Origin of the sequence: Psychromonas ossibalaenae ATCC BAA-1528 (genome assembly GCF_000381745.1) — a bacterium.
GTDB lineage: Bacteria > Pseudomonadota > Gammaproteobacteria > Enterobacterales > Psychromonadaceae > Psychromonas > Psychromonas ossibalaenae.
This window is the reverse complement of record NZ_KB906982.1, coordinates 63551-76545: the sequence shown is the minus strand read 5'-3', so window position 1 is coordinate 76545 and position 12995 is coordinate 63551. Positions and strand designations below refer to the sequence as shown.

The 12995-nt window shown below is 44.2% G+C and carries 9 protein-coding genes; 1 reads left to right on the top strand and 8 read right to left on the bottom strand.

The genetic code is table 11. The annotated features are described in order from the left end of the window. Nucleotides 1-264: 264 nt before the first annotated feature. The 3 genes from ilvD to ilvG form a co-directional block, all read right to left on the bottom strand. Nucleotides 265-2103, bottom strand: a complete 1839-nt coding sequence (gene ilvD, locus G327_RS0109790; RefSeq protein ID WP_019614592.1) for a dihydroxy-acid dehydratase — start codon at nucleotides 2101-2103, stop codon at nucleotides 265-267. A 276-nt stretch (nucleotides 2104-2379) separates the two neighbouring features. Continuing rightward, nucleotides 2380-2637: an acetolactate synthase 2 small subunit gene (gene ilvM / locus G327_RS0109785; protein WP_019614591.1), complete on the bottom strand. Its 258-nt coding sequence runs from the start codon at nucleotides 2635-2637 to the stop codon at nucleotides 2380-2382. Then, on the bottom strand, nucleotides 2634-4292 hold the full coding sequence (gene ilvG, locus G327_RS0109780) for an acetolactate synthase 2 catalytic subunit (protein ID WP_019614590.1): 1659 nt from the start codon (nucleotides 4290-4292) through the stop codon (nucleotides 2634-2636). The genes ilvM and ilvG overlap by 4 nt, the downstream gene beginning before the upstream one ends. 291 nt (nucleotides 4293-4583) lie before the next feature. On the opposite strand from ilvG, the gene G327_RS0109775 reads away from it, so the two are divergent. Continuing rightward, nucleotides 4584-6101 carry a YifB family Mg chelatase-like AAA ATPase gene (locus G327_RS0109775; RefSeq protein ID WP_019614589.1) on the top strand — a complete coding sequence of 506 codons (1518 nt, stop codon included), beginning with the start codon at nucleotides 4584-4586 and terminating at the stop codon, nucleotides 6099-6101. Nucleotides 6102-6116: 15 nt separating this feature from the next. Here the strand turns inward: G327_RS0109775 and G327_RS24380 are convergent, their stop codons facing one another. From G327_RS24380 to pepA, 5 genes are all read right to left on the bottom strand, one after another. After that, nucleotides 6117-6995, bottom strand: a complete 879-nt coding sequence (locus G327_RS24380; RefSeq protein ID WP_019614588.1) for a transporter substrate-binding domain-containing protein — start codon at nucleotides 6993-6995, stop codon at nucleotides 6117-6119. A 56-nt stretch (nucleotides 6996-7051) separates the two neighbouring features. After that, nucleotides 7052-7936, bottom strand: coding sequence for a type 2 periplasmic-binding domain-containing protein (locus G327_RS24375; RefSeq protein WP_019614587.1), 885 nt, complete (start codon nucleotides 7934-7936; stop codon nucleotides 7052-7054). Nucleotides 7937-8104: 168 nt separating this feature from the next. After that, nucleotides 8105-10969 carry a valine--tRNA ligase gene (locus G327_RS0109760; RefSeq protein ID WP_019614586.1) on the bottom strand — a complete coding sequence of 955 codons (2865 nt, stop codon included), beginning with the start codon at nucleotides 10967-10969 and terminating at the stop codon, nucleotides 8105-8107. Nucleotides 10970-10972: 3 nt separating this feature from the next. Next, a complete protein-coding gene (locus tag G327_RS0109755; RefSeq protein WP_019614585.1) occupies nucleotides 10973-11455 on the bottom strand; it encodes a DNA polymerase III subunit chi in 483 nt (160 codons plus the stop codon). A 3-nt stretch (nucleotides 11456-11458) separates the two neighbouring features. Further along, entirely contained in the window at nucleotides 11459-12973 is a 1515-nt protein-coding gene (pepA, locus tag G327_RS0109750) for a leucyl aminopeptidase (protein WP_019614584.1), read from the bottom strand. Between the last annotated feature and the right edge of the window lie 22 nt (nucleotides 12974-12995).

Genomic DNA, 12995 nt, shown 5'->3' with positions numbered 1-12995 from the left:
GTCACTAGCCCTGAAAACAAAAAAGCCAGTTATGAATAAACATAACCGGCTTTTTTAATATTCGTGTTAGCTTTTTTAAGCTTACTTAAATCTTTTACCACACCTTTATCCGCTGTTTTATATATTGGCCATGTAAATGGCGGGCAGACAAAGGTTAAGTCTTAGTATCTTATTTCAGTTTAGATAAATCGCGTACCGCACCTTTATCTGCTGTTTTTATTAATAGCCATTTCGATGGCGCAAATAAAGGTGAAATATCGGTTTTTACTTCAGTTTGCTTAAGTCACGTACCGCGCCTTTATCGGCAGAGGTCGCCATCGAAGCATACACTTTAAGCGCCGCTGAAATAGGGCGAATACGGTTTAGCGGTTTCCAGCCTAAGGTATCCATTTTAGCACGACGCTCTGCTAATACTTCTTCAGATACTTTCAGCTCCATTTCACGTGTTGGAATATTGATATCAATAATGTCACCATCTTCAATTAAACCAACTACACCGCCGGCAGCAGCTTCTGGAGAAACGTGACCGATAGATAAACCCGATGTGCCGCCGGAGAAACGGCCGTCAGTAATTAACGCACATTCTTTGCCAAGCCCCATGGATTTCAGGTAACTGGTCGGGTAAAGCATCTCCTGCATGCCCGGACCGCCCTGCGGACCTTCATAGCGAATAACAACCACGTCACCGGCAACAACTTTGCCGCCTAGAATTGCTTCAACGGCATCATCCTGGCTTTCGTATACTTTTGCCGGACCGGTAAATGTCAGGTTATCGTCATCAACACCGGCGGTTTTTACCACAGCGCCGTCAACGGCCATATTACCAAACAATACCGCAAGACCGCCTTCTTCACTGAATGCATGCTCTAATGAACGTACACAGCCGTCTTTACGGTCGTTGTCCACACTGTCCCAGCGGCAGGCCTGACTGAATGCCTGAGTGGTACGGACACCGGCAGGACCTGCACGATAGAAATCAATAACGGCCTGGTCTTGGGTCTGCATAATATCGTATTGTGCTAACTGCTCTTTCATGGTCATATTTAAAATAGTTGGAATATCACTATTTAAGAAACCTGCTCTGTCGAGCTCACCTAGAATCGCCATTACACCACCGGCACGATGTACATCTTCCATGTGATATAAAGGTGTGGAAGGTGCAACTTTACAAAGCTGCGGAATACGGCGGGACATAGCATCCATATCACTTACCGTGAAATCAATTTCTGCTTCCTGTGCGCAGGCTAATAGATGCAGAACCGTGTTGGTTGAGCCGCCCATTGCAATATCTAGTGCCATTGCATTCTCAAAAGCCGCTTTGCTGGCGATTGAGCGTGGTAATACAGAGTAGTCATCTTGTTGATAGTGACGCTTAGTAATTTCAACAATACGGGTGCCGGCATCTAAAAACAGCTGCTCACGATCGGCATGTGTTGCCAGCATTGAGCCGTTACCTGGAAGTGATAAACCAAGTGCTTCTGTTAAACAGTTCATCGAGTTGGCGGTGAACATGCCTGAGCATGAACCGCAGGTCGGGCAGGCGCTGCGTTCAACATTAGCCACATCTTCATCAGATACGTCTTTATCTGCGCCCATTACCATGGCATCAACTAAATCTAGTTTAATGATTTGATCTGAAAGTTTGGTTTTACCTGCTTCCATTGGGCCGCCGGAAACCATAATAATTGGAATATTTAGACGTAAACCCGCCATTAACATTCCCGGAGTGATTTTGTCACAATTGGAAATACAGACGATTGCATCGGCACAATGTGCGTTAACCATGTATTCAATAGAGTCTGCAATTAAATCACGAGACGGCAGGCTGTACAGCATGCCGGAATGACCCATAGCAATACCGTCATCAATAGCGATAGTATTGAATTCTTTGGCGATGCCGCCGGCAGCTTCAACCGCACCTGCCACTAACTGGCCCATATCTTTTAAATGTACATGACCTGGAACGAACTGCGTAAATGAGTTGGCAATCGCAATGATAGGTTTTCCGAAATCATCATCTTTTACGCCTGTCGCGCGCCACAGGGCACGTGCACCAGCCATATTACGACCATGTGTGGAAGTTTTTGAACGGTAGTCTGGCATCTTAATTCCTTGTTTATTGGTAATACCAATCTGAATAAGTATCTAATCTTTTATGCTGGTTAAAATCAATCCTGTCTTCGTTATTAATTTCGTAATTAGAATAACTAGTTACATCAATTAATGCCTTGCTAGTATCGATTTTTCCTGCGCCTAAAACTGACCATTTACTTAATCAGTTTGGTATAACTTATCCGCATAGTTTTTACTGCGGGTTAGTTGTTGTCTGTTCATTGGAAGTTATCTGATTTAAGCAGATAACTTTGTCTTTAACAAGCGTTACGCGCTGGCTTTAATGACTTGTTCCTGCCCTATTGCCGCGACTCGGGTAATGCCGAATAGTTTTTCAATTTGTTTAGTTAACAGGCTCACTGGTCGATCGCTGCACACCGTTAAAGTGATATGCAGAGATTTTTCATTTTCAGTAGTTTCACCGTTAATATTCTGCACTCTGAAGCCGCGGTGACGGCAGACTCGTAATAGACGCTCTAATAGTTCAGGGCTGTTTTCACTTTGGATAATCAGTAAATATTTCATTTTAAACTCTCCATCATTTTATCGTTTGGCGCGCCGGGCGGCACCAGCGGCCATACATTTTCTTCCTCTGAAATAGAAACGTGCAGCAGATACGGACCGTCACTGTGCAGTAAACGGGTAAGTGCATCCTGGATCTGACTTTTTACTGAGATCGTTTCTCCCGGGATATCAAAGGCGCTTGCCAGTGTAACGAAATCGGGATTATCCGTTAAAATGGTTTCACTGTAACGGCCGTCAAAAAATAGTTTCTGCCATTGACGGACCATGCCTAAACGCTGGTTATCAATCAGCAGTATTTTAATCGGTAATTTTCCGCGTTTGATGGTGCCCAGCTCCTGAACATTCATCATAAATGAACCATCACCGGAAACGGCGATCACGGTATCATTCGGACGTGCTGTCTGTGCGCCGACGGCAGCTGGAATGCCGAAACCCATAGTGCCCAAACCAGAACTGGAGATATGGTTTTCCGGACACCGTACAAACATGTGCTGTGCAACCCACATCTGGTGCTGTCCGACATCGCTGCAGATTACCGTATTTTCCGGCATCATTTCAGCAAGTTGTCTAAGCATAGCCGGTGCATAAATCGCTTCACCCGGATGATCATAGCGGTTAGCAAAATCGATTTTCATTTTTACAATATGTTTCTGCCAGGCGCTGATAAAGGTTTCAACTTCAATGGCAGGCAGAACTTCTTTTAGATTGTCGGTAAGAGGCAGATCAGCAAGGCGTAATTTATCAACTTCTGCCGCGTCAATATCAAGGTGAATCACTTTTGCGTGGCTGGCAAACTCATCAAGTTTACCGGTTACCCGGTCATCAAACCGGGCGCCGACAGCAATCAGCAGATCGCATTCCTGAATTGCTAAGTTGGCGGCTTTGCTGCCGTGCATACCGACCATACCCATAAAATATTCAGAATTATGCTCAATAACGCCGATCCCTTTCAGCGTACAGACGCTGGGAATATAGGTATATTGAATAAAGTTGCGCAGCTCCTGAACTGCACCTGCCATACCGACGCCGCCGCCGACATAAAGAAGCGGTTTACTGGCTGACCTTATCATCTCTTTAGCTCGTCGGATTAAAGTGGGCTCAAGAGTGGAGTTTAATTTATTTTCTGCAGGCTGCACTTTTAACGATGAAAAATCGGGTGCATCAGCAAGCATAATGTCTTTAGGAATATCAATTAAAACCGGACCGGGGCGGCCTGAGCTGGCAATTTCAAAAGCCTGTTCAAGAATAGGGCCCAGCTGTTCGCTGCTCTGCACCATAAAGCTGTGTTTGGTACAGGCCAAAGAAAGTCCTAATACATCCACTTCCTGGAAAGCATCTGTGCCGATTAAATTACTGGCGACCTGACCTGTGATAGCGACGACCGGAATAGAATCTAATAATGCATCGGCGAGGCCGGTAATCAGGTTGGTCGCACCCGGGCCAGACGTTGCAATGCATACTCCTACATTACCCGTTGCTCGAGCATAACCTAAGGCGGCCATAGCAGCCCCCTGTTCATGGCGGCATAAAAGATGATTAAGTCCACCGTCATACAGGGCATCGTAGAGAGGCATAATTGCGCCGCCCGGATAGCCGAATACCTGAGTAATATCCTGTTTTTTTAATGCTTGAACGATAAAATTGGCACCATTCATTTTTGATCCGTCCTGAATTTAGTGAGGGCTTATCGTTGTTTTGTTCAAAGGAAAAATAGACAAAATAAGCAATGCTGAGTTTGAAAAGTGGTCATCTTTATAGCGTAAATACCCGCCTTTTTCAACTTTTGTCACATTTCTCGATAAAAGTGCACAAGAAAACGTTACCAATTGCAAATGCTCGGCAATAAAGAACTGCTTTATGAAAGCTTGTTTTGTTATTTAAAGTGAGCAGATGCTGATGCTTGCCTATACTAAAAGACATTGTCTTGACATAAAAAAGAGAAAGCTATGGCATTAGCAAGTTTATACTGTCGTGCGCTATTAGGTGTGGATGCCCCGGAGGTATTGGTGGAGGTGCACCTGGGCACGGGGCTGCCGGGATTTTCGTTAGTAGGTCTGCCGGAAACATCCGTTAAAGAAGCTAAAGAAAGAGTACGCAGCGCAATATTAAACAGCGGCTTCAAATTTCCGAGTAAAAGAATAACGGTTAATTTAGCGCCGGCTAATTTACCTAAAGAGGGCGGGCGTTTTGATTTAGCGATTGCGATTGGTATTTTAATCGCTTCCGAACAGGTTCAGGCGGCTCAGATTGAACAGTTTGAATGTTTTGCTGAGCTGGCTCTTTCCGGTGAACTGCGTGCAGTTGACGGCCTTATTCCCTGCGCGCTTGCTGCTAAAGAAAAATCACGCGCTTTAATTATCTGCTGTGAAAATCAGCATGAAAGCGCCTTAACCGGTGTGCAGGCCTTTGTTGCCTCTAATCTTACTGACGTTTGTGCTTTTCTGCAGGGGCATAAGCTGCTGGCACAGGCGCAGTCATGTCCGATGCCTAAAGTACAGAACCCAGCGGATATGAGTGATGTATTAGGACAGGAACAGGCGAAAAGGGTGTTAGAAATTGCTGCTGTAGGCGGGCATAATATTTTACTGGTCGGCCCGCCAGGAACCGGGAAAAGCATGTTAGCCGAACGCTTTATGACGCTGCTGCCGAAATTAAGTGAGAGACATGCCCTGCAGACGGCCGCCATTTATTCTGTCTGCGGTAAACGCCGCGATGACTGGTATCGGCCTCCGTACCGCAGCCCGCATCACAGTGCCTCTTCCGTTGCGCTGGTGGGAGGCGGTGGAAAACCTAAACCGGGAGAAATATCCCTGTCTCACCGCGGCGTTCTGTTTTTAGATGAACTGCCCGAGTTTCCTCGTTCGGTATTAGACAGCTTACGCCAGCCGCTGGAAACCAATGAAGTCACTATTTCCAGGGCGGCTAATCAGGTAACCTTTCCGGCAGACTTTCAGCTGATAGGGGCAATGAACCCTAGTCCGTGCGGACATATAAGCGGAGAATTAAGACGCAGTACGCCGGATCAGATACTGCGTTATCTAGGACGGTTATCCGGGCCGTTTTTAGATCGCTTTTCGTTGTCAATTATGGTGCCGTTATTACCGAAAGGGACGCTGGCAGCTGCACAGGCCGGACGGCAGCCGCAAAGTGAAAGCAGCGAGCAGATAAAAATCCGCGTACTGCAGGCAAGAGATAAACAGATCCTGCGGCAGGGAAAATTAAATCATGCGCTGACTACCCGGGAGATAACGGAATTTTGTAAGCTGAGTATTGATGACGCGGAGTTTTTAGAGCATGCCATTAATCAAATGGGCTTATCAATTCGGGCCTGGCATAGTCTATTAAAAGTGGCGCGTAGTATTGCTGACTTAGCCGGCAGTGAAGATCTTAAGCGTCAGCACCTGTTAGAGTCTTTATCTTATCGAGCGATGGACCGCCTGTTAAAAAGTATTTCTTATGAGTAACTGCTGCACAGATTCTTATTCTTTACTGTTTGGAAAGTATTTTATTTTAAAACGGGTTGATGGTGCTTTTAATACATTAATTGTCTGCTGCGAAAGCGTTGGGTTTTGTAACTCAATGAATTTTCTTTGTTCAAGGCCTAACTCATTGATGAGTTTCCGATAATAATATTCAAACAGCTGTTCTGTCACACCGTTCTGATATAAGCGAGTTAACCCCAGCTGCAGACGTTCAGCTAATAAAGGTTTATCCGGGCTAACAAAAAAGAACAGCGGGAACGGGTAATGAAGTACTATATTTTTTTCTATCGCTAAACCAAGTGAGGAATGGTTTGACAGTTCAGTATTAATTTCATTTATGCCTCGAGCAAAGCAGTCAAAACGTTTCATAGATAATTGTTGAAATAGCAGGTCTCGTTTAAACGTTGTTTTTACAGTGATTCCATTACTTTCTAATATTTTAGTATCCGGCCAGTTATGGTGCTGGCTAATCGTGATGTTTTTTTCTATCCATTGCTGCTTACTGTTGATGCCTGTGAATTTTTCCTGATTATCCTCTTTGATTAAACATAAACGATAACCGTAAAGCCCCTGTAGAATAGGAATACGAACTGCGATTGCTTGTTTTTCTCGTTCTTCTGTTGCGATAAAGTGCCCTAAATCGATACGGGCGTTTACCAGCTCACGCAGGGCGCGGTCTTGTTCCATAGGCGATGAGGTAATAAGCTGGTATTCGCCATAGTCATCTTTGGTTATTTCCAGTGCGCGGTACAGGGTATCCCAGATAATGCCAGAGTCGCTTGCTGTCTGATTCCACAACACTATTTCATTATTTTTGGCGAGACTAAAATTAGCTTTTAGGACCAGTAGTAAAAACAGTATTATTATTTTTTTCATTATCAGTAACCTTTAGCAGAAGAATCAAAAAAGTTATAGCTAGTTCTGTGTATCGGCTAATCCGCTTGTTTTTGCAGATGATTTTCTCTAAATCTTTGTGTTGGTATTTTCATGGCCTGAATGGTTTTTTCTGATAAAGTCGGATTATGCAGGTCAATCACCACTCTGTCGGTTAGTTTCAATTCATCAATAATCGGAGAGAAGAACTGTTCAAAAGATTGGTCAAATTCACCGGAATCGATTAACTTCTGCAGACCCAGCTGTATACGCTCTGCTAACCGGGGGCGTGATTTATTAACAAAGAAAAAAATCGGCAGCGGATAATAGATCAGCAGTTCTTTTTCAATCACGATACCTTGAGATTTATGGGCCAAATACTCCGCATAAATCTCACTAGCACCGCGGCTGAAACAGTCAAAACGTCCCCGGATCAGTTTTTGAAACAGCAGCTCTTTTTTATGGGTGGTCTGTACGGGCAAATTATTGAAACGTAAAATGGTGGTATCTGGCCAGTCCTGGTGCTGCCCTATGCTGATATGTTTATTAATCAGCTGCTGTTTATTTTCAATATCTTGGAAAATAGTCTGTTTTTTTTCATCGATTAAACATAAGCGGTAACCCATAAGGCCGCTGAGCAGGGGAATGCGGATCGCGATAGCCTGTTTTTCTCGCTCCGCTGTTGGTGCGTAAGTTGCTAAATCAAGTTTTGCATGTTTCTGTCTGCCCAGTTCAACTAAAGATCGTCCCTGTTCCATTTTAGCTGACTCGATTAACTGATAATCTCCGTACTCTTCTACTGTTACTTCTAATGCTCGACGCAGATAATTCATCACGATTGGTGTCGGGTTATTATAAAGGCTGTCCCAGACAATAATTTTAGTGACCTGGGCATAATTTAATGAGCTGTAAAAACTAAAAGCAGCAATAACCAGCCATTTCATTTTTTGTTTCCTAAATAAACGAGAGCAATTATTAGTATATGATAGACGAACGGGTTACGAGAGTTAAATTGGACATTTACCTGTGTGTTTATGCATCAAATTTACAAAAAAAAAGATCCGTACCATGAGGGACGGATCTTTTATCTGCAGAGCTATTCAGCGATGAAATTACAGCGCTTTAATAGTCTCAATCTGTTCGTTTAATTTATCACAAGTTGTCTGTAACTCATCCTGCTTAGCGCGCTCTTTTGCAATAACTGCTTCCGGTGCGTTACTGACAAAACGTTCGTTGCTTAGCTTGCCGGATATTTTTGCCAGCTCTTTTGACGCTTTCTCAAGCTGTTTGTTTAAACGAGCCTGCTCAGCTTCTACATCAATTAACCCGGCCATTGGAATTAACAGCTCAAGTTCACCAACAAGTGCAGTTGCAGAAACGGGTGTTTCTTCGCCAGTCGCTACGATCGTTACAGAGTCTAGTTTTGCAAGCGCGGCTAAGAAACCTTCGTTTTCAGAGAAACGACGCTGATCTTCAGCCGATGCGTTTTTAGCTAATAGATTAAGCGGTGTTTTCGGGCTGATATCCATCTCACCACGGATATTACGAATCGCTACGATAACCTGCTTAACCCACTCTAAATCTTCAACAGCTTGTTGATCGTTTAGTGCTTCATCAACTTTAGGGAAGCTTTCAAGCATGATGCTGTCGCCGCCTAAACCAGTAATACCTTTCACACGCTGCCAGATCTCTTCAGTCATAAACGGCATGATTGGATGTGCTAAACGCAGCAGTGTTTCAAGTACGTTAATCAGCGTATTACGTGTACCACGCTGCTCCGCTTCACTGCCTTTGAATAAAACGGGTTTAGTTAACTCTAGGTACCAGCCGCAGAACTGACTCCAGGTGAATTCGTAAAGAATGTTGGCCGCTAAATCGAAACGGAAGGTATCTAAAGCATGCGTGTATTCTTTAATGGTATTCTGCAGTTGACCCTGGATCCAGCGATCCGCAAGGCTCAGCTGCATCTCATTACCTGCATCAGCACCAAAGCCAGAAGGGTTCTCTTCACTGCTCATTAATACATAACGGCTTGCATTCCATAGTTTGTTACAGAAATTACGGTAACCTTCAAGGCGGTTCATATCCCAGTTGATATCACGCCCCGTTGAAGCCATTGCCGCTAGTGTGAAACGCAGTGCATCAGTACCGTGTGCTTCAATACCGTTTTCAAAGGCTTTACGTGTCTGCTTTTCAATTTTCTTAGCCAGCTGCGGCTGCATCATATTGCCGCAGCGTTTTGTTACCAAGCTTTCTAAATCAATACCGTCAATCATATCTAACGGATCCAGCACGTTACCTTTAGATTTAGACATCTTATCGCCGTTTTCATCACGGATAAGACCGGTGACATAAACTGTTTTGAAAGGCACTTGTGGTTTGCCGTTTTCATCTTTCATGAAGTGCATGGTCATCATGATCATACGTGCAACCCAGAAGAAAATAATATCAAAACCTGTTACTAATACGTCTGTAGAGTGGAAGGTTTTAAGATCTAATGTCTGCTGCGGCCAGCCTAGTGTTGAAAATGTCCATAAACCTGATGAGAACCAGGTATCTAATACGTCGTCATCCTGAGTTAAAACAACAGAGTCATCTAAATTGTGTTCTTTACGTACTAGTGTTTCATCGTGACCTACGTAAACTTTACCTGCTTCGTCGTACCAGGCCGGGATACGGTGTCCCCACCAAAGTTGGCGAGAGATACACCAGTCTTGTACATCGTTCATCCACGAGTTGTACATGTTTTCGTACTGCTGTGGAACAAATTTGATATCACCGTTTGCTACCGCTTCAGTCGCTGTTTTAGCAAGCGGTGCAACACGTACATACCATTGGTCAGTCAGCATCGGCTCGATAACAACACCACCGCGGTCACCATAAGGAACAGTTAAATCATGCGGTTTTATTTCATCTAATAAACCTAAGGCTTCAAGTTCAGAAACGACTAATTTACGCGCATCTTCACGGGTTAAACCTTGGAATTGTGCTGGTAATTCAGTGCTGTAATCGTCGCTCTTTTCACCGTTGCTGTTAAATACTTCTGCTTCATCACGAATTTTAGCTTCGAAATCTAATACGTTGATCATTGGTAGTTTGTTACGTTTACCAACCTCGTAATCGTTAAAATCATGCGCAGGAGTGATTTTTACGCAGCCCGTGCCTTTTTCCATATCGGCGTGATCATCAGCAACAATTGGAATTAAGCGGCTGGTAAAAGGTAAAAGAATATTCTTACCAATAAGATCTTTGTAACGAGGATCTTCAGGGTTTACTGCAACTGCTGTATCACCTAACATGGTTTCAGGACGTGTAGTTGCCACTACTAGGTAACCTTTACCGTCAGCTGTTAACGCACCGTCCGCTAACGGGTAGCGGAAGTGCCACATTGAGCCTTTGACATCTTTGTTTTCAACTTCTAAGTCAGAAATTGCAGTGTGTAGTTTTGGATCCCAGTTAACTAAACGCTTACCACGGTAGATAAGGTCGTCGTTGTACAGGTCTACAAATGTCTTTTTAACGGCTTCAGATAAGCCGTCATCCATGGTGAAACGTTCACGGTCCCAGTCAACAGAAGTACCTAAACGACGCATCTGCTTAGAGATATTACCACCAGATTCGGCTTTCCAGTCCCAGATTTTATCAATAAACGTTTCACGACCTAAATCTTTACGAGTCTGTCCTGTTTCAGCAAACAGTTTACGTTCAACAACCATCTGTGTTGCGATACCCGCGTGGTCGGTACCCATCTGCCATAGGGTATTTTTACCCTGCATACGCTGGTAACGGATCAAGGTATCCATGATCGTATCCTGGAAAGCATGACCCATGTGCAGACTACCCGTGACATTCGGCGGCGGGATCATGATGCAGTAGCTTTCTTTATCAGTATCACCGTGCGGTTTGAAATAACCTTTCTCTTCCCACGTTTGGTAGTTTTTCTGCTCAATGGCACTTGGGTTGTATGTCTTTTCCATGTGTTAATCTTCTGTTTTGGTGGTTGACTCAGCAGTTTCTGTATTTTCAACTGTTTGAGTAGAAAGTGTCAGGCCCATTTTTTTATAGGCGCTGTAACGTGTTCGTGCTGCAATTTTTAACGGCTCCGCAAAGGGAACAAAATCGATGACCTGCTGAAAGTTAACCGCAAAGTCAGGCACGTTCGAACTTAAATTAATTAATATCTGGCGAGGGTGTGTCGGGGCCTGCCAGCTGATTTCAACTGGCGTACCGAAACGCGGCCCTTCGCCAAGCAGGTTATGCGGTACAAAACTGTCACCGTCAAACTGCCATAAGTATTCATCTACCGCAAATGCATCTTCTCGCGTATCGGTATAAATAAATACTTTTCTATTTTGTAAATAATAAAATGCTGCAGTAGAGCAAGCTTGGGCAAAATGGCTGCTGAAGCTTTGAGTATCTAATTCCTGCTGTTCAGGCAAAATATAAAAAACAACCTGGCTCATTATTTAACTGTTTGCTTCTGTTGTTTCATTTTCACTGCGGTTAATTAAAAACTGCGTTAATAATGAAACCGGGCGGCCGGTTGCTCCTTTGTTCGCACCGCTTTTCCAGGCTGTTCCTGCTACGTCTAAATGTGCCCAGTTATAATTTTTAGTAAAGCGGGAAAGGAAACAAGCCGCAGTAATGGTGCCTGCTGGGCGTCCGCCAATATTAGCCATATCTGCAAAGGGGCTGTCCAGTTGTTTCTGGAACTCTTCATCCATCGGCAGCTGCCAGGCTTTATCACCAGACTGGTTTGATGCATTCAGCAGTTCGTGTGCCAGACCTTTATGCGGTGTCATTAATCCGCTGATATTATGACCTAGTGCCATAATACATGCGCCGGTTAGTGTAGCAATATCAACAACACATTCAGGCTCAAAACGTTCCACGTAAGTCAATACATCACATAAAACCAGACGGCCTTCTGCATCGGTATTTAATACTTCCACTGTCTGTCCTGACATAGTGGTTAAGATATCACCAGGACGGTATGCGTTACTGGCCGGCATATTTTCTGCTCCGGCTAAAATACCGATAACATTAATCGGCAGATCCAGTTTTGCTAATGCTTTCATTGCACCGAATACACTGGCAGCACCGCCCATATCATATTTCATTTCATCCATGCCTGCGCCTGGTTTTAATGAAATACCGCCGGAGTCAAAAGTCAGACCTTTGCCTACTAATATAATCGGCTTCTGATCTTCACGGCCGCCGTTGTAATGCATTAAAGACATATAAGCAGGATGATCTGAACCTTTTGCCACTGCTAAATAACTGTCCATCTTCAGTTCAGTCATCTGCTCGGTATCAACAATTTCAGTACTGATTTTATCGAAGCGCTCATCCAGGGCCTGTGCCTGTTCTGCTAAATACAGCGGCGTACAGATATTCGGCGGCATATTAGCCAGATCTTTACAGGCTTTAGCGCCGGAAGAAACCGCTAGGCCATGCTGCAGTGCCAGCTCAGCGCGTGCTAATTCTTTGCGGCTCGGCACGTTAAAAGTTAATTTACGCAGAGGGCGGCGTGTATTGTCTTTATTGGTTTTGAACTGATCAAAGTTATACAAAGAATCCTTTGCTGCTTCAACAGCCTGTCGTACGGCCCAGTATGTGTCGCGCCCTTTGATATGCAGCTCAGAAAGGAAACAGATGGATTCCAGTGAACCTGTGTCATTTAATGTAGCAATGGTTTTAGCAATGATCTGTTTGTATTGTGTTTCAGTTAATTCACGTTCTTTACCACAACCCACTAATAAAACACGTTCGCTTAATACGTTAGGCACATGATGCAGGAATAAAACCTGGCCGACTTTACCTTCGATATCACCACGGCGCAGCAGGGTGCTTAAGTAGCCTTCACTTATCTCATCAAGCTGTTCACCGGCTTGTGATAAACGGCGAGGTTCGAATACACCAACGACAATACAAGCACTGCGCTGTTTTTCCGGGTTGCCGCTTTTAACTAGAAATTCCATATGTATCCTTAAGTCGAATAGA

What these genes read in the sequence shown, in the direction of transcription:
- G327_RS0109760 (WP_019614586.1), bottom strand. Translation starts at nt 10,969, where the DNA reads ATGGAAAAGACATACAACCCAAGTGCCATTGAGCAGAAAAACTACCAA.
- G327_RS24380 (WP_019614588.1), bottom strand. Translation starts at nt 6,995, where the DNA reads ATGAAAAAAATAATAATACTGTTTTTACTACTGGTCCTAAAAGCTAAT.
- G327_RS0109775 (WP_019614589.1), top strand. Translation starts at nt 4,584, where the DNA reads ATGGCATTAGCAAGTTTATACTGTCGTGCGCTATTAGGTGTGGATGCC.
- ilvG (WP_019614590.1), bottom strand. Translation starts at nt 4,292, where the DNA reads ATGAATGGTGCCAATTTTATCGTTCAAGCATTAAAAAAACAGGATATT.
- G327_RS0109755 (WP_019614585.1), bottom strand. Translation starts at nt 11,455, where the DNA reads ATGAGCCAGGTTGTTTTTTATATTTTGCCTGAACAGCAGGAATTAGAT.
- ilvM (WP_019614591.1), bottom strand. Translation starts at nt 2,637, where the DNA reads ATGAAATATTTACTGATTATCCAAAGTGAAAACAGCCCTGAACTATTA.
- pepA (WP_019614584.1), bottom strand. Translation starts at nt 12,973, where the DNA reads ATGGAATTTCTAGTTAAAAGCGGCAACCCGGAAAAACAGCGCAGTGCT.
- G327_RS24375 (WP_019614587.1), bottom strand. Translation starts at nt 7,936, where the DNA reads ATGAAATGGCTGGTTATTGCTGCTTTTAGTTTTTACAGCTCATTAAAT.
- ilvD (WP_019614592.1), bottom strand. Translation starts at nt 2,103, where the DNA reads ATGCCAGACTACCGTTCAAAAACTTCCACACATGGTCGTAATATGGCT.